Genomic DNA, 21,950 nt, shown 5'->3' with positions numbered 1-21,950 from the left:
TTAATTTGAGTTATCTTGTTTGCGCAGCTTGGCTACGGCAGCCATCAATGCCGCTTCGTAGCCCAGCGCACCTAATCCACATATTACGCCTTGCGCCACGTCCGAAAAGTAAGACTTGTGGCGAAAGGGTTCGCGTGCATAAACATTTGATAAATGCACTTCATAAAACGGGATGCTGACGCTTAGTAGGGCATCTCGCAAAGCAATACTGGTGTGTGTAAAAGCGGCTGGATTGAAGATGATGCAATCAACACGATCATACTGAGCATGAATATGCTCAATCAGCTCTGCTTCGCTATTGCTCTGAAAATGACTTAGCTCAACATCGTAATTTACCGCGCTTTGCGTCAGGCTTTGCATGATGTCTTTTAAGGTCCGGGTGCCGTACTTGTCCGGCTCACGTCGGCCCAACATGTTCAGGTTTGGGCCATTCAGGACTAAAATCTTCAAATTTGTAGACATAATGCGTGAAATTCCTTTATTTAGAAAACAAAGCCGCTTTTTTCGAAAAAGACCTTGTTAACTTAAGCGTATGCACAGTAAATAGCAAATATTTCTCACGTTCGCGAACTATTATAGAGAGTTCAAGGTAAATAGCAGCAAAATACTGGTCTAATCAGCATAGGAAGAGACGAGACACAGAGGCAAATCTTCAGGCCTCTGTGTCGTGGGTAGCGAATCGTTCGCTGAAACGAAGGTTACAGGACGTGTTGGCGCACTTTTTCCAGGTGGGCAGCGAACTCATCGGCATCCTGGAATCCGGTGACGCGCAGTTCGGGGATCTCGTTGCCCTCGGCATCAAAGAACAAAATGCTGGGCAGACCGAACACCGTAAACGCTTCCATGATCTCTATGGTGGTGTCGTTACTTTCGGTCAGGTCGAGTTTTAGGGTGTCGAAATAGGCAAACTGAGTCTGAACTTGTTCAGTGGGGAAAGTATATTTCTCAAACTCTTTGCAAGCTACACACCAATCAGCGTAGAGATCCACCATGGCGATTTTTCCCTGACTGTTGGCTTGCTCGACCGCCACGTTTAATGCAGCCAGGTCGTCCAGTAGTCGGAAGCCCTGCTTAGTCTCATTCTGTGCTACGCTGACCTGGGCGGTGCTAGTGTCTGGAAAAACCACGCTTCTGGCAGTCAATAAGCCAACCACAAACAAGCTGGTTGCCATCGCCCAGAGCAGGGTTTTTCCCTTACCTTGTGCCTGACCACTTTGCCAGTGATGCAAATATAGAGCGGTTGCCACTGCCAGTACTGAGGCCAGCCCCAGAATGATATTGAAGTCGAGGATCCGCTCAAGCAGGATCAAAGGCACAAACAGCATGACAAAACCGAACAGGGTTTTCACCTGATCCATCCAGCCTCCCGCTTTGGGTAGTAGTTTACCGCCTGAGGTGCCAAGCAGCAGCAGCGGCAGACCCATACCCAGACTCAACGCATACAGCGTCAGACCGCCCACCATAAAGTCGCCGCTTTGAGCAACATAAAGCAGGGCCGCAGACAAGGGGGCCGTGGTACAAGGTGAGGCAATCAGGCCGGATAAAACGCCCATAGAAAACACCCCGACATAGTTGCCGCCACTTTGTTGATTACTGATCTCAGTAAGCTTGCTCATCATGCCGCTGGGCAGTTTTATTTCGTACCAGCCGAACATGGCAAAGGCCAGTAACACAAACAGTAAACTAAAGCTTATCAGCACTGCCGGATGTTGCAGATAGCCCTGTACCTGGCCGCCAAAATAGGCCACCACTAAGCCAAGTGCAGCATAGGTTACGGCCATGCCCTGAACATAAACAAAAGACAGGCTAAAGGCCTTTTTGGTCGACAAATGTTGCTGTCCGGCGATAAGGCTAGAGAGGATTGGAAACATCGGGAAAACACACGGCGTAAACGCCAGGCCGACGCCCACCGCAAAAAACACTGCCAGATTGGTGAGCAGTGATTGCTGCGCCAGTCGCTCCGTGAAGCTCAAGTCGTCGCTATTTGCGGATGCAGACTCAGGCTGGCTGGTTGCTTTGGCGGGTGGGGTTGCATCATCGCCGCTACTGACGAGCACAGTTAAAGGCACAGTGATCACTTCGGGCGGGTAACACAGCCCGGCTTCGGCACAGCCCTGGTAGCGAATTTTGACCACAGCACCGTCGGTGATATTACTGAGTCGAGAGATCACGGCAAACTGATCAAAATACACTTCGGTTTTGCCAAAGAATTCATCCTCGATCATTTCACCCTGCGCATATTCGGGCACTGAAATGTCTGCCCCTTTGGCGATGATCTCCAGTTTCTTCTTATATAAGTAGTAGTCGGGTGCAATATCCCAGCCGGTAAACAGCACTTTGCCCTGCTGGTCGAAGTCGAACTTAAACGCTTCTTCGACGGGTAAAAACGTTTGCTGCTTGGGAGCGAGCAAGCTATCGAGCACAGTGGCATTGCCTGCCGCCTGGCTGCTGGTGCTTAGCAGCATCAACAGGGCGGTCAAAACGGCCAATATGCCGCGGGGTAAAAAGCGCGTCAGCATTCGCATTAATTCAGTACCTCATCAATCCAGTTAAAATAGTCCCGCGATCCAGCACAGACTTCGATGACCTGAATTTCAGGCACATCGTATTGGTGCAAACGGTGAATGGTCTCCATGACGGCCTCGACCAAGTCAACATGGGTTTTTATCATCAACTTGTACTCGCTGTCCTGAGAGACCTCGCCCTGCCACACATAGATGGACTCAACGTTTGGCAAAATGTTCACACAGGCTGCCTGTTTATTTGCCACCAGCTGCCTGGCAATGTCTTGGGCCTGCGCATGAGTGCCACAGGTGGTCATGACCAATCGGTAAGGCGTCGTCATGGTTATCCTTTCGCTTGAGCTAAATTTGCTCTAGTGTAACCAAACACGCGGTCTATCCCAAGCGCTTCACCTTTACTTTCAGCGCATTGGTCGCGTGCGTTGCTATGCCTGATGCGCGGGCTTGAAATAAGACCCGAGGACCCATACATCTATTTCAGTTATTTTGGAGATCCTATGTTTAAAGTCCTTTTTCTACTTTTTATTGTTATTCCCATCGCTGAAATAGCCCTGTTATTGCAAGTCAGTGAAGTCATCGGCGGATTTGCCACCCTGGCACTGGTGATCCTGACCGCGGTGTTTGGGGCGCGCCTGGTAAAGCAACAAGGTCTGGGAGCTTACGCCAACGTGCAGCAACAAATGGCACGAGGCCAGTTACCGGCCAGCGATCTGTTTGCCGGGATCTGTGTGATCATCGCTGGTGTATTGCTCATGACGCCGGGAATTATGACTGATGTATTGGGCTTTATGCTGCTCACGCCGGCCATTCGCCAGAAACTAGCCAAGGCGCTGTTGCAACGTGCCACCGTGCAGGTGCAAAGCGGTGGCATGTTCACTCAACACACCTCACAGCAACAAGAGCAGCAGTTTGACCCGTTTGCTGGTCGCCCTTCAGGTCATGGTCAATCGCAGCGTGATGAGGGGAATACCACGTTAGAAGGCGAGTTTAAGCGCAAGGACTAAAAAAATTGAAAAAAATGCTTGGGTTTTGTTTTGCCCACCCCCATAAAGTGAAGCAACTTAGAAATTAATTAGTTAGCCCCTTATAAACGGTGAGTTTGAGCGGGCAAACATCTTACACTATGTATTCTGTCATTGTTCAGAAACTGTTAGGAGAACTAAACACATGAACATTCGTCCTTTACATGATCGCGTTATTGTTAAGCGTCTTGAAGAAGAAACAAAGTCTGCTGGCGGTATCGTTTTAACTGGTTCTGCCGCTGAAAAATCAACCCGTGGTGAAGTGGTTGCTGTGGGCAACGGCCGCGTGTTGGACAATGGTGAAGTGAGAGCATTACAAGTTAAAGCGGGCGACACAGTATTATTTGGCTCGTACGTTGAGAAAACAGAAAAAATCGAAGGTCAGGAATACCTGATCATGCGCGAAGACAACATCCTGGGCATCGTAGAATAAGCCTGGTCGTCGCACTCAACATTTAACGGTTAATCGAAAAGAATTTAGAGGAATAAATATCATGGCAGCTAAAGAAGTTCGTTTTGCAGGCGATGCCCGCACTAAAATGCTTAAAGGCGTAAATGTACTGGCAGACGCAGTAAAAGTAACTTTGGGTCCAAAAGGCCGTAACGTAGTACTGGATAAATCATTCGGTGCCCCTACTATCACTAAAGATGGTGTATCTGTTGCAAAAGAGATCGAACTGGAAGACAAGTTCGAGAATATGGGCGCACAAATGGTGAAAGAAGTGGCGTCTAAAGCAAACGATGCGGCGGGTGACGGTACTACCACTGCAACGGTACTGGCACAAGCTATCGTGAACGAAGGTCTTAAATCAGTGGCTGCGGGTATGAACCCGATGGATCTGAAGCGTGGTATCGACAAAGCAGTGATTGCTGCGGTTGAAGAGCTTAAGGCGCTATCAGTTCCTTGTTCAGACGCGAAAGCGATTGCTCAGGTAGGTACTATCTCTGCAAACTCTGACAAAGAAATTGGTGACATCATTGCAGAAGCAATGGAAAAAGTAGGTCGTGAGTCTGGTGTTATCACCGTAGAAGAAGGCCAGTCACTACAGAACGAATTAGACGTTGTTGAAGGTATGCAGTTTGACCGTGGTTACCTGTCTCCGTACTTCATCAACAATGCTGAAAAAGGCCAGGTTGAACTGGATAACCCGCACATTCTGTTGGTTGACAAAAAAGTATCCAACATCCGTGAATTGCTGCCAACTCTGGAAGCGGTTGCAAAAACCAGTAAGCCTCTGTTGATCATTGCTGAAGACCTTGAAGGTGAAGCGCTGGCGACTCTGGTTGTGAACAACATGCGTGGCATCGTAAAAGTTGCAGCGGTTAAGGCGCCAGGTTTCGGCGACCGTCGTAAAGCTATGCTACAGGATATTGCTATCCTGACTGGCGGTACGGTTATCTCTGAAGAGATTGGCCTTGAGCTTGAAAAAGCCACGGTTGAAGACCTGGGTACTGCGAAGCGCGTTGTTATCACTAAAGATGACACAACCATCATTGATGGTGCAGGCGAGCAGGAAGGTATTGACGGCCGCGTAGCGCAAATCAAAGCACAAATCGAAGAAGCGACTTCAGATTACGACAAAGAGAAACTACAAGAGCGTATGGCAAAACTGGCCGGCGGTGTTGCAGTGATCAAAGTCGGTGCCGCAACTGAAGTTGAAATGAAAGAGAAGAAAGACCGCGTTGAAGACGCCCTGCACGCAACGCGTGCTGCGGTTGAAGAAGGCGTAGTACCTGGCGGTGGTGTTGCACTGGTTCGCGTTGCGAGCAAGATCGAATCACTAACAGGCGACAACGAAGATCAGAACCACGGTATTAAAGTGGCGCTACGCGCGATGGAAGCACCACTGCGTCAAATCGTATCAAACGCGGGTGACGAAGCATCTGTGGTTGTTAACGCAGTGAAAGGCGGCGAAGGTAACTATGGTTACAACGCAGCGAACGGTCAGTACGACGACATGATCGAAATGGGTATCCTTGACCCAACTAAAGTAACACGTTCTGCACTGCAGTTCGCAGCGTCTGTTGCTGGCCTGATGATCACCACAGAAGCTATGGTTGCTGAAATTCCAAAGGAAGAAGCAGCTGCTGCACCTGATATGGGTGGCATGGGCGGAATGGGTGGCATGGGCGGCATGATGTAATCATCCCTCAGCACTTTACGCTTTGAAAACCCGGCTTTGCCGGGTTTTTCATTTTGTGTATTAAAAATTTGGCAAAGTGAATGATGTGATGAGGTCGTTGGGGTTGTTTGTACTGAGGAAATTGAACATCAGGATTGTGCGATATATCTGTTTTAATAGAGGTTAATCTATTTAATTTCACTCTTCTATATAAATATAATCATATTTATGTGAGTTTTTCTTCTCATTTTAATGGTTAAATAAGCAAAGCTTCTTATTGTTGGTGTGTGTTTGTGTTGGAAAATATACTCTCAATGTAGTGTGCTTTTGTGAGTTTATATTATTATCGTCAAATATTTGCAAAGAAAAAGCGGTTGACGCGTTTATATTCTTTTCTATAATCGACCGTGAAAACCTTCAAAGATTGAGGGTAATAAAATCAATAAGGATGACTATGTCTTTTTTCAAGAAAGCACTTGGCGCAGTTGGTATTGGCGCAGCAAAAGTAGACACGCTTTTAGATCACCACCAGGTTGCACCTGGCGAGGAAATTTCCGGCACAGTTAAAATTAACGGCGGCAAAGTCGCTCAGGAGATCAACAAAATCGATCTCAAAGTGATGTGTACTTACACCGTTGAAAGAGAAAACAGTGAAGGTGAGTCGGAAACTGTCACTAAGCAACACACCTTAGCCAAATTTCGTATTAATGAGCGTTTTACCATTGAGCCAGGTGATGAAAAGCATATTCCCTTTGCATTTGATTTAGACCTGGAAACGCCTATCACAGTCGGCGAGTCTCAAACCTGGATTGCCACTAATCTGGACATCGACATGGCGTTGGATAAATCCGATCGTGATTATATCCGTGTTGTGCCAACCGACCTGCAACAAGCCGTCATCGATAGTATGGAAGAACTGGGTTTCAAATTGTATGAATCAGACTGTGAAGGCATTGAAGAGGCTTCTTTCTCTCGCCTGCCATTCGTACAGGAGCTGGAATTCAAAACCATTGCCGGCGAATTTCATGGCCGTCTCGATGAAGTCGAGATCGTCTTTTTCAATCGTGGCAGTCAGCTGGAGGTCATTTTTGAAATTGACCGCAAAGCTCGGGGCCTCAGAGGCTTTTTCGCTGAAGCACTCGATTTAGATGAATCTAAAGCCCGTCTGGTTATCGACGAAGATAACCTGGAGGACCTTGAAGATCTGATTTATGACCTGCTTGAGGACAACTGTTAACACTCAGGTTTTATTGCCAGGCCCGCGGTATACAACACGGCAGTTATGCCGCAGGTACTTGACTATTCTATAGATAATTATAAGGACGATAATGAAAGCACTCACTTCTTTGGTCACTATCCCAGCTTTATTACTACTTACTGCATGTGGTAGTGACGAGCCATCCACTGAGCTGCCGCAATGCGACGATGATGATGTCATGGAATTGGTTCATGACATCGTAAAAGAAGAGGCAAAATCTCAGTTGTTTAATGTGATGCTAACCCAGGCTGGCAAAGCAGGCGAAATCACCTACGAGCGAGCTGTTGAGGTAAAAGGGCGCTCGGCAGATTTGGCAAAAGTACTGGATGCGGTCGACGAAGCGATAGAGCAACAGGATCTGAGGTATTCAGATATCGCACAGTCCTCTCAGGACGTCAGTTTACAAAAAATATGGTGCATTGCCAGCATGATGAGCCCAGGTGGTCAAAAGCCTGCAATCATTAACTATACAGCATTATATGAAGGTGATGATGTTGAAGTGCTGGTGACTTTCTAGCCTTTGGCATTTGCGTATTAATGGGCAGAATAAATCTGCCCATTTTTCTTCACGTGTGATGATTATTAAATAAATTGTTAATTCCATCTTTTTTATAAGCACCTAAATCTCTTTTAAACGCCATTTTTATTTCAATGTTTGAGTACGTCTACACATACTGGCTTTCACCTCTGTACCTCTATTTTTTGAACTTTATGAAGCGAGTTATATATTGGTGCTTGGTTATCCACTGCAATTATGTAGAATAGAAAATCTGAATTCGTATCAAGGTAGATCAGGTGACAATGAATGTCCGATTTTAAAGTTTGGAAACTGATAAGTCTGCTCTGTGTAATGTGCTTAATGGTCGGGTGCGAATCGAAAGAGGAGCGCACCCAGCAAACGATTACTTACACACTTCAGGACGCCTCAAGGGCCATCAACACCTTAGGTGATGCGCTTGATAAAAAACAAGTGCGCAATGCCAATCTCTTAACCGAATATGGCAAGGTGCTGAGCCAGCAGAATCCGCAATTGAGTAAGATTGCTCAATTGGTTGCACAGGATGCAACCAGTGCCGGCCCCCTATATCAAAATTTACTGACCCGCTATCAGGCGCTTAAGTCCCCTCAGCCAGGTATGAGCAGTGATGACCTTATTGAGCAGGCGGTACTGCTCAAAGAAGCCGCTTCTGTGAGTTTATTCAACGATGCACTGACCGATCCCATCAATGTGCTGGCCGACATGTCCAATGGCACACTGGCCCGCGTCGGCGCTGTCAGTCAGGCGGCCGAGCAGGCAGCCAATAACGGCCAGTCAGCAGTAGGTAACCAATTAGTCGGCAACGCCAACTATGGTGAATGGCAGACCAGCTCAAACGGCACCAGCTTTTGGATGTGGTATGGCATGTACAGAATGCTCGGTGATTTGGTTGGGGATGTGGAATACAGCAGCTGGAGTAAGCGTCGAAAATATAGCTACTACAGCGATTATGGCCGCAAACGATACACCAGTTATCAGGGTTACAAACGGCAGAATGCGGTTGAGCAGCGTACCCGGCAGTCTTATCAGCGCCAGGGTAAGCAGTTCACTAGCCCCTATGCAAAAAGAAAATCGGGCGCTTCTGGTCTCAGTCGTGCCAGTCACACCCCCTCATCAGTATCGCGAAGCAGCTACTCGAGAGCAAAATCGGGCTCAGGCTCAATTCGCAATAGTTCAAACCGGACCTCTCGCGGCGTTAGCCGGGGCAAGTAGTGCATCAGATAGCGGAGTTAATACATGTATCAATTTAACGGATTAACTGCCTGGACATTTCAGGCACTTCTCATCGATATGGCGGTGATCATTGCCCTGTTTGTGAGCTTAAAATATATCAAGGGGTGGGTGTCAAACCTGCATGCGAATGACGAAATTACCGAACGCGACAACTTTGCTTTTGGTTTGAGTTTTGCTGGTGGTTTGACCGGGCTTGCCATTGTACTGACTGGAATAACCAGCGGTGCTTTCGCAAGTACACTGACTCAGGAAGCCCTGCAAATGGCAGGCTATGGCGCCGTGGGGATCGTGTTGATTAAGCTGGGACACTTTTTTCAGGACAAAGTCGCGCTGCGCAAAGTGGACTTGCACAGTGAAATCCTCAAAGGCAACATCACGTCGGCTTTGATTGACTTTGGTCATGTGGTCAGTGTTGCCATTGTGATCCGCTCAGCACTGCTATGGGTACTGACGGAAGGCTGGTATGGGTTGCCTATCGTGGTGGCAGCTTTTGTCATAGGTAACGTGTGCATGTTGCTGGTAAGCCAATACCGGGTACAACTGTTCAAACGCACAAACCGCAACGGTGACTGTTTGCAACAGGCCATTGTGGACAACAATGTGGCGGTTGGTATTCGCTATGCCGGGTTTCTTATTGGTGCAGCATTGGCATTGACTGCCGCGTCTGGCCTGGCACCGTATGTGGCCGACAATATGGTCAGTAGCCTGACGTACTGGAGTATTGCGGCGCTGGGTAGTATCGTTTTGTTCGCGCTGTTACATCTGGTGATGATCAAGGTTATTCTGGCCGGCACTGATATTTCCGATGAAGTGAATCGTCAGAAAAACATTGGTGTGGCAACCATTTCCGCGGCGGTGTCCTTTGCGGTCGGTGTTACCATGGCAACCTTGCTGGGTGCGTAATTCTTGAGTGTATCGGTACCCCCAAATCAACCTAAAGTGACCGGCAGCATGTCGCTGTTTGGTCACGATGTGTTACTGATCGGTGTGATGGCCATTTTAGCTGGTTGTGGCCTGATCTATGAATATTTACTCTCCCATTATGCCGGCAGGGTGCTTGGCTCAGTTGAAAGCGCCATTTATGCCATGATAGGCACTATGATAGTGGCAATGGGAATAGGTGCATTTTTAGCGCGCTGGTTTAAAGACCCATTTACGGCGTTTGCCTGGCTGGAAAGCCTGATTGCTTTACTGGGGATGAGCAGCATTTTGATCATCGCCAGCATTATTGCATTGACCTACACCCTACCGCACACCCTCTCCAGTCTCTATAACCTGCCACCTGATAGTTTACTCGATGGCAGACCGCTCCAGCAGTTGCAAGAGTTTGCCCGCTTTTTGCCTTATATATTTGGCTTAATTCTGGGCATATTGATAGGCATGGAAATTCCCTTGATCGCCCGTATCCGTCAGCAGGTCTATGGTCGCTTTTTGGAAAATAACGCCGGCACTATTTATGGGGCAGACTATATTGGTGCGGGTGTCGGCGCTGCGATTTGGGTCATGATCATGCTGGCGCTGCCCATTATGCAGGCCGCTGCCTGGACAGCGTTGTTTAACATTGTTGCCGGGCTGATTTTTTTGTGGCGTTATCATCCGTATGTGCGCTTTGCCAGGCTCTTGCTGGTGTGTCATATTCTGTTGCTGGGCGTGTTTACTGTGATACTACTCAATGGCACTGCATGGATGAAAGATCTCAGCAATGTGCTCTACAAAGACAAAGTGATTTACTCCGAGTCGACCAAATATCAGCATGTGGTGATCACCGAGCGCCTTAGTCGCACGCAGGCGACTCCTATCAATGATTTATTTTTAAATGGGCGCTTGCAGTTTTCATCAGTAGACGAGCAAATCTATCACACTATGCTGGTATACCCGGCCATGCTGGCGTCTAATCGCCATGATAAAGTGCTGATCATTGGTGGTGGCGATGGTCTGGCGTTACGTGATGTACTTAAGTGGCCGGTACAAAACGCAACCTTGATTGACCTGGATGGTCAGCTGCTGTCATTGTTTGGTTTGCAGGGGCAGGCGTTTGAGGCAAGGCCAGAGATTACGTCCAAGCTGGTGCAGCTCAACCAGAATGCGCTTAATTCCTCCAGGGCGGAGGTAATTGTGGCAGACGCTTTTTTAGAAGTCGAAAGTATGCTCGACCGCGGTGAGCAATTCGATACAATTATTATTGATCTGCCAGACCCTAACCATCCGGATCTGAATAAACTTTACAGTGATTATTTTTATAATCATGTTCGGCAATTGTTGGCACCCGATGGGGCATTAGCCATTCAGTCGACATCGCCTTACCATGCCAAGAGTGCCTTTATCAGTATCGCAAAAACGGTAAAACAGGCCGGGTTTGAGCATGTAGAGCAGTATCAGCAGAACATTCCTTCCTTTGGTCAATGGGGATGGACAATTGCAACGCGTACCGGCCAGTCCGCCAGTGCAAGAATTGCATCAGCCGAGCACCTGCCGGTTGCCAGCAACTGGGTGAGTAAAAAATATTTACTGTCCTCTTTCGCCTTTCCTAACCGTTTCTTTGATAATAATAAAGATATTGAAGTCAATCGTTTAGGCTCTGGTGTTCTGTACGATTATTACCGCCAGGCATGGCAAACGGAAGATGAGTTGTATAAAAATTAACGCAACAGTGTTGACATATTATGTCGCACGTGCAAATCTTAACTCAGACATAATATGTCAAAACGAAAAGGTAAAAAAGATGGAATTAAATGAACTATCAATCAAATTGGCATCATTTGAAACGGAAGGTGCTAACTTCGAGTCCTTTCTGATCAGCAATGAGGGTGAGCAAGATGTATTGCAAGTGATTGTAGAGGGAAATGACGAATTACCGATTTTTGTGACTCAGACAGAAGAGCAGCTGGTGTGTATCAGCTATCTGTTTAATGAAAACGAAGTGAAGCCTGAGTTATTGAACGAGTTAAATGAAGCTTTGTTAAAACTCAATGTACCTATCCCCTTGAGTGCGTTTGCTAAGATTGATGAACAGTACGCTATTTTTGGCGCACTGGCTGTTTCCTCCTCCATCGATGAAATAACGCACGAACTGGTCACTCTGGCAGACAATGCCATCGAAGCGCTTGATGCCGTGACTGTGTATTTAAAAGATTAATAGTGGAGCAGTGAGATGAGTATTTTAAAGAAATTATTTACAGCCGTACGTGGCGGCGCCCGTGAAGTGGGTGAGTCGATTGTCGATGCCAATGGCATTCGCATCTTTGAGCAGGAAATTGCCGACGCCAAAAATGCGCTGGCAAAAGCCAAAAAAAGCCTGACCGAAGTGATGGCGAAAGAGATGCAGACTAAACGCAAACTGGCCGCCCTGGATGAGAGCATTGCCGAGCATGAAGACTACGCAGGTCAGGCATTGCAGCAGGGTAATGAAGCGCTGGCAGTCGAAATCGCTGAAAAGATTGGCGAATTTGAAACAGAGAAAGAAGAGCATCAGCAAGTGCTGGATGGCTTTACTAAGCATGTGATCCTGCTTAAGCAGCAAGTCAAGGACGCAGAAAAGTCGATCAAAGAAAATCAGCGTCAATTGACTATGGTAAAAACCACTGAAAGCGTGCAAAAGGCGACCATGGCGGTAAACAGCACGCTTAACACCAATGAGTCGTCTATGGTGAATGCACGTCAGTCACTGGAGCGTATTAAGCAACGTCAGCTGGACAGACAAGACCAACTGGCCGCAGCGAAAGAGCTGGAAGCCGCTGAAACAGGCGCGGATCTGAAAGCAAAAATGGCGGAAGCGGGCATTGGCTCAACGCAAAAGAGCAATGATATTCTGGATCGCATTAAGGCAAAACAAGCCAAGTAATGTGGTTTGAATGATAAAAGGAGGCCTGGCCTCCTTTTTTGCCTTGTTTATTTTCTCAAAGGTGAGTTATGTTTGGTTTTTTCAAATCTAAGAAAGCCCCTGAGCGTCAGTTGAATCATGCCCGCGACTTGCGTGTCGGAGACATGTTGACGGTGATTGATTCCTTTGCCTACCCCGATTGGCTGAAAGGTCAGACGCTTAAGGTCACAGCGGTGCAAACCTATCAATATCAACACAGTGCTGAGTATGAGTTTGTGCTTGAATCAGAGTCAGGCAAAGTGGTCTTTTTACAGATAGAACAAGATGACGGCGAAGAATTTGCTAACTTTGCAGTGAAGATCCAACGCGATGATGTGGATGCGATATTTACGCTGGACGAATTTGCGCGGATTTTTGATGAAGAATCCCTGACAGAAATTAAGACACAGGCCAGACCGGCAGCCTTTGAGCGTTTTCTGGGACAGAGTTATCAGCAAAGCGAGGCACCTTATGTGGCCTATTATTACGAGCAGGACTATCGGGGGCGCACATTGCCGCGTTACCAGGATGAAAGCGGTGAAACCTGTGAAGTGATTGAGCTGGTATCGCCCGATGAGAAGCACAGTATCAATATTGAAATTTGGGATGGCGGTGAGACAGACGTATCTCTGGTTTTAACTCGGCCGCTTAGCGACATTGTTGATCTGTTTCCCGGGGCCTGATAGTGACTGATAAACAAACTAAATGGCAACGTCAGGAACGGGCGTTGCGTGCCACCCAGATGGCGTTTGATTTAACCACTGAGGTTCAGAAAAGCCTTAAAAAGCAGGCTATTGACGAAGAACTCACGCCGTCGGATATGATCCGAAAAATCCTCGATTTAGAGGTCAAATCAAAAAAAACCCGACAGCGATTGTCGTTTAATCTTACCGATGAAGAAATTGCCTTGCTGGCACAACGTTTTGGTGTGGACCCCAACGACAAGCGCGCAGTAAAGCAGCAGGTTGCCAGTTTACTGATCAATCGCTATACCGAGTCGCAGGGGTAGCTCTGTGCTCACCCTGCTTCCTACTTCATCAGTTTGTACTGTGCTTTTTGGTAATAGCGCGCGCGATCAAAGGTTTTATCGCAAAATGAGACAAAGCCGATACCGTTGCAAACAACATCACACCGACAAAAGGCATCGCGGGCCCTGAGGTTAAACTGGCGCCCAGAACATAGCCCAGAATGCACTCCATTCTATAAAGTGGCATAAACAGTGCGGTGATCAACAGCCCCAGTAACATGAATTTGGCCAGCGTATGAAAGCCCAGACTGAAGATAATTGCCTGGCACAGACTGAACAGTAACAGTAACCAAAACCCCAGTTGAATATTACGCCAGGCTTTATTGTCGACCATGTCGTGCTGTGTATTTGCAGTCAACCTAGCCTGAATGTGCATGCCTGTTATCCACACCAGCGCGGGCAAAATAATCAGCCCCCACCAGTTTGAAATGCCCGGTAAGTCTGCACGCATCAGTAAATGATGGGTGACGATGCCACCATTGAAATGTTCCCAAATTAGTTGAGCTGCCTGAAGTAGCAGAACGACAATCAGAAACACATTTCTTGTTCTGCTGAGTTGTTGCGTATTCATACTTTGTCTTCCTTATAGCGGTTGTTCTTAGGTTAGGATTTAACGTATGAAAGCAATGAGTATTCCATTTTTAATTCCTTGATTTTTAGTGTGTTACTGGGCCTTATATTTTGCTTTTTACCAACCTTTGAGTATTTTGATTAAATGATAGTGGCTTGGAAAAATGGAGCCGTAAGCGCACGGTTTTGTGGTAACCATGAATATATTCATAATATGAGCAGGCAGAACAGGCGTGACTGAGCTAGAGTTACAGGGCCTGATATCACCGCTGGCTTGCATCATAGGCAACAGCTTGCGATACAGGCGGTAAACCTTACTGGAGTCAGCAGGTAGTAGGGACAGTTTATTATCCCAGGCCACCAGGTCGGCTCTATGTGTTGCATCATGATATGTATGTCGGGTGTTTACCCGTTAACCACAATGAGTGAAAGAGCTGGCATGGGGCGGTGTTTTTTAAGGAGCAACTCATGGCAGAACACCAATCACGCGCACGTTTTTTTCAACAGCATCCCAAAGCCAGAGCACATGCTGCACTGGATGATGCAACCAATCAGCAACTTAAGGTTACTCCGGGCCCCGTTACCCTGACCAAAAATAAATATCAGGGCAAAAAAGCCGTGATCATCGGTGCAGGCGTGTCCGGGCTGACGACTGCCTATGAGTTGTTAGCACAGCAGTCGGGTATGGAAGTCACTGTGTTAGAAGCGCAAGGCCGCACAGGAGGCCGCTGTTTGAGCCTGCGCACGGGAGACACGTTAATTGAAGATGTCGACAGTGAGTTATTTAATTCCAAACCGGGCCAGCCTCAGGTGGTCCGTTTTGACAGACCACAAGGCGACGCGGAACCCTATCTGAATGCCGGTCCGGGGCGGATCCCCTCCAGCCATAAACGTCTGCTGTCATACCTCAAACAGTTCAGTGTAGATGTGGAAGTTTACGTGATGAACAGTGAGTCAAACCTGGTTCAGATGTCGGATAGTTTTGCGGGTCTTCCGCTGGTATACCGACGCCTGGACCATAATACGCGTGGCTGGCTGGCGCAAATGGTATTTGAAAACGCTGAGCAGTTGATCAAAACCACTGAGTGTGGGGTCGGCGCGCAGGATGTGCAGCGCCGCGCTGAGCAGCTTAGGGAGCTTATGATCAGCTTTGGAGAGCTAGTTCCGAGTGGGCCGAATATGGGCAAGTATGTGGTCACTGCCGGTCAGGATGGTATGGAGAATGGTCGTTCCCGGGCAGGTTATACCGAACTACCAGGTGTGGATGCCGGCACGATAGCTGAACCTTTGAGTTTTGATAGCTTGCTGGGCTCAGAGTTTTGGGACAAGACACGTTTTTATCAGCCCGTTGATTTTCTTTGGCAGGCAACTTTGTTTCAGCCAGTAGGGGGCATGGATCAGGTTCAGCATGCATTCGCGCAACAGGTCGCTGCACTGGGTGGTACCATATTACTCAATAGTCCGGTCAAGCATATAGACTGGGACGCATCACGTCAGCAGTTTGCAATCTCTATTGCCAAAATCGGCACCCAAGATGTTGATGTTGTGTATGCTGACTATTGCTTTAGCAATATGGCGATCCCTTTCTTAAAAGAAATACTGTCAGAAGAGCTTCAGGATCCAAACAGCAAAGTGGGCCTCAATGGCGAGTTTAAGTCGGCACTACAGGCGGTATATCAGTCGCAGTTTATCGATGAACAAGGCGGTTATCAGGCTAAGTTTCTGGCCTGCACCACCAAAGTAGGCTGGCAGGCAGACCGTTACTTGTGGCAGGGCAGCCAGGTCCAGGAAGTTCATGATGATAGTGCTAATGTGGATGTCCTGAGCGTGCCAGACTCAGAAATTGGTGTGGTCCCCATTTTCGGTGGGATTTCATGGACAGACAATGATATTACTCAGATCTGGTACCCTTCTACAGCTTATCATGATCAAAAAGGCGTGCTCACAGGGGCTTATAACTTCTCAGAAATTGCTTATGAGTGGGGTAAATTACCAGTTCAGGCACGTCTGGACAAAGCACGTGAGGGCGCTAAGTTATTTGGTCACGCATTTGGTGATGGTCTGGAGCATGGTCTGGCGATTGCCTGGCAAAACATGCCTTATATCAAAGGGGGTTGGGCCCAATGGCATGTCGTTGGTGATCAGGCTGTGCATCACTTTAACGTGTTGACACAGGGGAGTTCAGTGACGACCTCTGAGGGAGCACAAACCCAGCCAAACTTCTTTATCGTCGGTGATCAGCTGTCATCCTTACCGGGTTGGCAAGAGGGCGCTATTGCCGCGGCACTGAACGCATTGAACCGCATGGAACGTCCGGATCTGGCCATTCCGCACTTGGCATGTCTGCCGGATACACGCCTTATGGTTGAAGGCGTTTAGCGGTATAAAAAGCGGAAGTGGCGTAACAGACGCCACTTCTGGATCTATGCATTGTCAGCACATCTGCTGAATAAATGGTGTCTTGATGGGGAAATGTTGCTGCACCCAAGCAAAAGGCTGCTATTTTTATAGAAGACTTTGAATGCCGGTGTGAATACATCAATTAACACGTTAGATCAGACTGTTGCACTGAACTGGTGTATGAATTGCGGACTGAATATCAAATGGAGATTTGACGATGCGTTGTATCATCTTATGGTTTTTTCTGGCCCTGTTTGTGACAGGCTGTAGCAGTACTCAAAAGACAACCCAGTCAGGGTTTTTACCTGATTATCAGCGTTTAGCACCCTCAGAGGCATACCCTGATACAGCCCTGTACGTATCGGAGTTACTTAAAAGCGGTGCGCTGGAGAAGGTGCGTACCATTTACCTGCCTCACTTTGAAATTTGGCTGCAACTTGATGAACAAAGAAAAATGGCACTGAGTCCAAGACATTTAGCGAAATTAAGTGTCTATTATGGCGAAGAAAATACACAAGCTGTTAAAGCAGTACTCGATATCTGGATAGATAACTTCGTAACAGCAATCAGTAAATCAAAAATGATATAGCGGTGATCACCTATGATAAGAAAGCACACCTTCCTTTTAGTCGTTGCCATGACGACATACCTGTCCGCGTGTTCTGAACAACAGACCACGGCTGACAAAGCGCCACAATTGCGGCCAGTCAGAACCATTGAGCTCAGTGTTAATAATTTCGGACCGTTACAGGAATTTCCGGCAGTGGTAGATGCAGCCAGCACAGCTGATTTATCGTTCAAAGTATCTGGTGAGCTAACCCACCTGAATGTGAAACAAGGCCAGGAAGTCAACAAAGGAGATGTGATAGCGAAACTGGATGATACTGACTATAAATTGGCTGTGGAAGAAGCGCAGGCGTCATTTGAGAAAGCGGAAGCCGATTTTGAACGTGGTAAGCAGTTAATTGTAACAGGCACCATCAGTCAGTCTGACTATGACTTGCTGAAGTCGCAGTTTGCCAGCGCCAAAACCAAGCTGGCCAATGCCAGAAACAACCTTGAGTATACACAGCTGAAGGCGTCTTTCTCGGGGATCGTGGCACGGACACATGTGGAGCAATTTGAGGAAGTGCAGGCCAAACAAGTGGTGGCGACATTACAGGATATAGAGCACATCAATTTGAAGGTGAATGTGCCGGAAAGCCTGATGATCCATGTCAGTAAAGACACACCAAAACAGGTGTTTGCAGAGTTTGCTGCGATTGAGGGTAAACGCTTTGAACTGGAGTTTGTCGAGGTGAGTACACAAGCTGACGAGGTGACGAAAACCTACGAAGTGACACTCGGGATGCTCCCTCCTCCCGGATACAATATTTTGCCGGGCATGACGGCAAAAGTGATGGCCAGCGCACCAAGCGAAGCGCGTTCTCGCCTGTATTTACCCTTATCTACAGTGTTGAAAGATGAACAAGGGCATTATGTCTGGACGGTATCATCGCTTGGTGAAGGAAAAGGCAAAATAAGTAAAACGCCAGTGCAGATCGGCGAGGTATCTTCGCTGGGCTTTCCGGTTATCTCCGGCGTCACTGCGGGTGCTCATGTGGTCACCGCTGGTATGAGCAAAGTGACGGATCAGCAAGTCGTGAAATTCCAGGGAGGTCGTGAGTGAACATTACCCGTTTAGCGTTAGAAAATAATCGCACAACGTGGGTTCTGATTTTTGCCTTGGTCTTCTTTGGTGTTGTGGCGTTTAATAAAATGCCCAAAGATTACGACCCCGGGTTCATCATCAGAACAGCCCAGGTTGTTACCTACTTTCCCGGCGCCAGCCCACAGCGAGTCGAAGAGCTGGTTACCGATAAAATTGAAAAGGTTGTGCAACAAATTCCAGAGCTGGATTTTGTTAAAAGTACCTCGAAAACGGGTGTCTCGATTGTCAGCGTAAATATCAAAGAAAGCTATAAAGCAATGCGGCCAATCTGGGACAATCTGCGTCGTAAGATTGAAACCGTCGAAAACCATCTCCCCAGTGATGCGCAAAAGCCCATAGTGAATGACGAATTTGGCGATGTGTTTGGGGTTGTTATAGGACTGACTGCCGAGGGGTATTCCTATCGCGAAATGGAGGAAGTGGCTGAACAGGTCAGAGATGAGCTGTTGCGACTTCCAGAAGCGGCCAAAGTCGATATTTTTGGCGCTCAGGAGCAGCGCGTCTTTATTGAATTCGAAAATGCCAAGCTGGCATCGCTGGGGATCTCGCCAGGGCAACTGAAAGATCAGCTGGCAGCTCGTAATATTGTGAATCCGGGCGGCTCAATCTTTATTGACGATGAAACACTGGCACTGGAGCCCAGCGGTAATTTTGAGTCGGTAGAGGACATTGCCGGTACCATTATAAATATCGCCGGCTCTGAGCAGGTCATTTTGCTCAGTGACATCGCCAGAGTGTACCGAGATTATGTCGATCCGGCCAAAGTGAAGGTGCGGGTCGCCGACAGGCAAGGCATGACCATTGCCATTTCTATGCGCCATGGCGGCAATAACTTGCTGCTGGGTGAGCAAGTGCTCAACGCAATTCATTATCTGGAGTCTGTGTATCCGATAGGTGTCGACTTCGAGCTGTTGTCTTTTTTACCGCGAGAAGTTGAGCAGAAAGTCGATGACTTTGTATCAAATCTTATCCAGGCAGTACTGGTGGTTACGATCGTAATGTTGTTCAGCTTAGGACTGAGAACCGGTTTGATTGTAGCTAGTCTGATCCCGATGAGTATGGTTTTCGGCATACTCGCTATGTCGTTTTTTGACATCAGCATAGATCAAATTTCTCTGGCGGCACTGATCATTGCGTTAGGTATGCTGGTGGACAACGGTATTGTGATGTCAGAAAGCATTATGGTACAGATGGAGCGAGGTAAGTCTGCCGTCGATGCCGCAGTTGACTCGGCTGAAGAGTTGAAAGTCCCTTTGCTGGTTTCTTCACTGACAACGGGGGCGGCATTTTTACCTATTTTTCTGGCGGAATCAGCTACAGGTGAGTACACCGCGTCTTTGTTTAAAGTGGTTACCATCACGCTACTGTGCTCCTGGTTGCTGGCAATGACCATGATCCCTATGCTCTGTGTGCTGTTTACCCGAGTAAAGTCTGAGGCAGCCAATTACGACAGCGGGGTGTACTTAACCTACAAGAAAATCCTGATGGGGCTGATTAAGTATCGATGGATGACAGTTGGTGGTTGTGTCCTGATGTTTTTCATTGCACTACAGGGCCTGCAGCTGGTGCCTAAGTTATTTTTCCCACCGTCTGATCGGGATTATTTTAAGGTTGAGCTGGAGCTGCCGATTGGCACGCGCCTGAGTGCAACAGAAGCTATGGTCAAAGACATGGAAGCCTTCTTACTTCGCGATCTCAAAGTGAATGAGAGCCGTGAAAAAGGGGTTACCAATTGGGTCAGTTACGTGGGCAATGGCGGGCCGAGGTTTTTGTTAACGCATACGCCAGAACCAACCAGCTCGAATTATGCTTTGATGATAGTCTCAACAACTTCTTATCGTCATATCGACGAACTTATGGAGAAGATAGAGACTTATGCCCTGCAACGACACCCTGACTTGCTTATCAAACAGCGCAAAATCGAAAACGGCTCACCCATAGAAAACCCGGTTGAAGTGAGGCTGTCTGGTAATGACATTCATGTTCTGACCAGGCTGGTGAATGAGCTGAAAACGCAGATGCGTAACACTGAGGGTTTAAAGGCTGTGAGTGATGACTGGGGGTTACCCATTAAAAAGCTGCAGATTAAAATCAATCAGACTCGTGCCCGGCGTGCCGGTGTATCCAGTAAGGATATTGCCAGTTCGTTGCAAACCGGGCTCAGTGGGCTGGAGCTAACGCGATATCGGGAGGGAGATGAGCTGATTCCAGTGACACTGCGCTCTGTGGCTGCTGACAGACAGGACATTGGCAAACTTGAAGCCATGGTCGTTTATTCCCAGGCATCGGGTAAGTCGGTGCCACTTAAGCAGGTTGCAGATATCGAAGTGGTATGGGAAAACGCACAAATCCTCCGGCGTGACCGCCTCAAGTCTGTGACTGTGGGCGCTCAGCTGGACGGTATCACCGCAGACGAAGGTTTTTCTAAGTTGATCCCCTGGTTGGATGAGCAGCAAAAAACCTGGCCATTTGGCTACGGCTATGAGCTGGGGGGGGAAGCTGAGTCGTCAGGCAAAGCAAACCAATCCATCGCCGAGAAAATGCCCATTGCGGTATTCATTATCATTATCCTGCTGGTTGGTCAGTTTAATTCGCTACGTAAGTCGGCCATAGTGTTGACGACCGTACCGCTTGGCTTTATCGGTGTGGTTGCCGGACTACTGGTAGGGCAATCTTTCTTTGGCTTTATGACCCTGCTTGGGATCATCTCTTTGGCAGGTATAGTGATCAACAATGCGATTGTGTTACTGGAGCGAATTAAATATGAGTTAGATCAGGGCGGTGAACCGGTATTGGCCATTATTCAGGCTGCGCAACAGCGGATGCGACCAATTCTGTTGACCACTGCAACCACCGTATTGGGCTTAGTGCCACTGTATCTGGGAGGTGGCGAAATGTGGGAGCCGATGGCGCTGGCGATTATGGGTGGCCTGCTGTTTTCAACTATACTGACATTAGGCGTTGTGCCCGTGTTATATGCGTTGCTGTACCGTATTTCGGTGAAGGCGTAGTATGGGGCGTTGATACCAATCTGCTAAAGTCAGTGGATTGGTATCAATTTGTCGTCAAATGTTACCTTTCATTGCGCGTTCAGCAAAAAATGCAGATGATTAAATAGTGAATGCGGCTTGGTTAATGTGACCGCAGATGGGTGAGCAATCATGAGGAGAAGACCATGAAATATCTATATGCAATCACGCTGGTTTGCCTGAGTCCTCTGACTACGCTGGCTGGTGAAACAAATGTCACCTGGCGGGATTTTAAAGAGTATCGTGATGTGGTGCCCGCCAATGAGAGCAAAGCGGGTTATTACAAGCGGATCGCCTCTCAATTTGAGAAACATCTTAGCAAGTTGATGTCGGATGCACCGCAGGGTTATCAGCTTGATATTACTTTTGATGATATTGATTTAGCAGGCGATGTACGTTTTAACATGCATGATATTCGCATTGTTAAGCCGATTTTCTTTCCTCGTCTGAAAATCAGTTACACGCTGACTGATAATGCTGGTGCAGTGTTAGCGCAGGCTGAGGAAATGGTGCTTAAAGACCTGTCGTTTATGGATCGGGTGAGAACCGGGCGAGACAGTGAGTTTTACTATGATAAGCGGCTGCTCAGTACCTGGTATAAAGAGGAAATTGCAGACAAATTGAAGGGGTAATTCTGAGTCATGGATTAGGGCATTTT

At 47.7% G+C, this 21,950-nt stretch carries 21 protein-coding genes; 17 read left to right on the top strand and 4 right to left on the bottom strand.

The window, feature by feature from the left end:
• The 3 genes from aroQ to cutA form a co-directional block, all read right to left on the bottom strand.
• Positions 1–462 (bottom strand): type II 3-dehydroquinate dehydratase, encoded by a 462-nt coding sequence (gene aroQ, locus CWB99_RS04750; RefSeq protein WP_054014891.1) that lies wholly within the window; start codon positions 460–462, stop codon positions 1–3.
• A gap of 236 nt (positions 463–698) precedes the next feature.
• Positions 699–2,525, bottom strand: coding sequence for a protein-disulfide reductase DsbD (locus CWB99_RS04745; protein WP_138550826.1), 1,827 nt, complete (start codon positions 2,523–2,525; stop codon positions 699–701).
• Positions 2,525–2,845 carry a divalent-cation tolerance protein CutA gene (gene cutA, locus CWB99_RS04740; RefSeq protein ID WP_138550825.1) on the bottom strand — a complete coding sequence of 107 codons (321 nt, stop codon included), beginning with the start codon at positions 2,843–2,845 and terminating at the stop codon, positions 2,525–2,527. Before cutA ends, CWB99_RS04745 begins: the two co-directional genes overlap by 1 nt.
• A 174-nt stretch (positions 2,846–3,019) precedes the next feature.
• Between cutA and CWB99_RS04735 the strand changes: the two genes are divergently transcribed.
• The 12 genes from CWB99_RS04735 (at position 3,020) to CWB99_RS04680 (ending at position 13,564) form a co-directional block, all read left to right on the top strand.
• The gene (locus CWB99_RS04735) at positions 3,020–3,526 is read left to right on the top strand and encodes an FxsA family protein (protein WP_138550824.1); all 507 of its coding nucleotides are present in this window, start codon (positions 3,020–3,022) and stop codon (positions 3,524–3,526) included.
• Positions 3,527–3,689: 163 nt separating this feature from the next.
• A complete protein-coding gene (locus tag CWB99_RS04730) occupies positions 3,690–3,977 on the top strand; it encodes a co-chaperone GroES (protein ID WP_010383739.1) in 288 nt (95 codons plus the stop codon).
• 61 nt (positions 3,978–4,038) lie between these two features.
• Positions 4,039–5,688, top strand: a complete 1,650-nt coding sequence (groL, locus tag CWB99_RS04725) for a chaperonin GroEL (RefSeq protein ID WP_010383738.1) — start codon at positions 4,039–4,041, stop codon at positions 5,686–5,688.
• A gap of 433 nt (positions 5,689–6,121) precedes the next feature.
• Positions 6,122–6,904, top strand: a complete 783-nt coding sequence (locus tag CWB99_RS04720) for a sporulation protein (RefSeq protein WP_138550823.1) — start codon at positions 6,122–6,124, stop codon at positions 6,902–6,904.
• Between the two features lie 91 nt (positions 6,905–6,995).
• Positions 6,996–7,442 carry a hypothetical protein gene (locus tag CWB99_RS04715; protein WP_138550822.1) on the top strand — a complete coding sequence of 149 codons (447 nt, stop codon included), beginning with the start codon at positions 6,996–6,998 and terminating at the stop codon, positions 7,440–7,442.
• A gap of 288 nt (positions 7,443–7,730) precedes the next feature.
• Positions 7,731–8,675, top strand: a complete 945-nt coding sequence (locus CWB99_RS04710) for a CHAD domain-containing protein (RefSeq protein WP_138550821.1) — start codon at positions 7,731–7,733, stop codon at positions 8,673–8,675.
• Positions 8,676–8,699: 24 nt separating this feature from the next.
• On the top strand, positions 8,700–9,599 hold the full coding sequence (locus CWB99_RS04705; protein ID WP_138550820.1) for a DUF350 domain-containing protein: 900 nt from the start codon (positions 8,700–8,702) through the stop codon (positions 9,597–9,599).
• Between the two features lie 48 nt (positions 9,600–9,647).
• Complete coding sequence (locus tag CWB99_RS04700; RefSeq protein ID WP_138550884.1) at positions 9,648–11,339, top strand: polyamine aminopropyltransferase; 1,692 nt, start codon at positions 9,648–9,650, stop codon at positions 11,337–11,339.
• 79 nt (positions 11,340–11,418) lie between these two features.
• Positions 11,419–11,832 (top strand): DUF2170 family protein, encoded by a 414-nt coding sequence (locus CWB99_RS04695; RefSeq protein ID WP_046004856.1) that lies wholly within the window; start codon positions 11,419–11,421, stop codon positions 11,830–11,832.
• A 15-nt stretch (positions 11,833–11,847) separates the two neighbouring features.
• Positions 11,848–12,537 carry a PspA/IM30 family protein gene (locus tag CWB99_RS04690; protein WP_138550819.1) on the top strand — a complete coding sequence of 230 codons (690 nt, stop codon included), beginning with the start codon at positions 11,848–11,850 and terminating at the stop codon, positions 12,535–12,537.
• A gap of 68 nt (positions 12,538–12,605) precedes the next feature.
• Positions 12,606–13,238: a DUF4178 domain-containing protein gene (locus CWB99_RS04685; protein ID WP_138550818.1), complete on the top strand. Its 633-nt coding sequence runs from the start codon at positions 12,606–12,608 to the stop codon at positions 13,236–13,238.
• A 59-nt stretch (positions 13,239–13,297) separates the two neighbouring features.
• On the top strand, positions 13,298–13,564 hold the full coding sequence (locus tag CWB99_RS04680) for a hypothetical protein (RefSeq protein ID WP_432760822.1): 267 nt from the start codon (positions 13,298–13,300) through the stop codon (positions 13,562–13,564).
• Between the two features lie 28 nt (positions 13,565–13,592).
• Here CWB99_RS04680 and CWB99_RS04675 read toward each other — a convergent pair whose 3' ends face one another.
• Positions 13,593–14,153 (bottom strand): hypothetical protein, encoded by a 561-nt coding sequence (locus CWB99_RS04675; RefSeq protein ID WP_249331687.1) that lies wholly within the window; start codon positions 14,151–14,153, stop codon positions 13,593–13,595.
• Between the two features lie 467 nt (positions 14,154–14,620).
• On the opposite strand from CWB99_RS04675, the gene CWB99_RS04670 reads away from it, so the two are divergent.
• From CWB99_RS04670 to CWB99_RS04650, 5 genes are all read left to right on the top strand, one after another.
• A complete protein-coding gene (locus CWB99_RS04670) occupies positions 14,621–16,531 on the top strand; it encodes a flavin monoamine oxidase family protein (RefSeq protein ID WP_138550816.1) in 1,911 nt (636 codons plus the stop codon).
• A gap of 238 nt (positions 16,532–16,769) precedes the next feature.
• Positions 16,770–17,141 (top strand): DUF3313 family protein, encoded by a 372-nt coding sequence (locus CWB99_RS04665; protein ID WP_138550815.1) that lies wholly within the window; start codon positions 16,770–16,772, stop codon positions 17,139–17,141.
• 12 nt (positions 17,142–17,153) lie between these two features.
• Positions 17,154–18,221, top strand: coding sequence for an efflux RND transporter periplasmic adaptor subunit (locus CWB99_RS04660; protein ID WP_249331684.1), 1,068 nt, complete (start codon positions 17,154–17,156; stop codon positions 18,219–18,221).
• Positions 18,218–21,274, top strand: a complete 3,057-nt coding sequence (locus CWB99_RS04655) for an efflux RND transporter permease subunit (protein ID WP_138550814.1) — start codon at positions 18,218–18,220, stop codon at positions 21,272–21,274. The genes CWB99_RS04660 and CWB99_RS04655 overlap by 4 nt, the downstream gene beginning before the upstream one ends.
• 164 nt (positions 21,275–21,438) lie before the next feature.
• Positions 21,439–21,924, top strand: coding sequence for a DUF3016 domain-containing protein (locus CWB99_RS04650; protein WP_138550813.1), 486 nt, complete (start codon positions 21,439–21,441; stop codon positions 21,922–21,924).
• Positions 21,925–21,950 lie beyond the last annotated feature (26 nt).

This window comes from Pseudoalteromonas rubra, assembly GCF_005887095.1.
Taxonomy (GTDB): Bacteria; Pseudomonadota; Gammaproteobacteria; order Enterobacterales; family Alteromonadaceae; genus Pseudoalteromonas; species Pseudoalteromonas rubra_E.
Note: the sequence above shows the minus strand (reverse complement) of the source record. Positions and strands in the feature narration are given on the sequence as shown.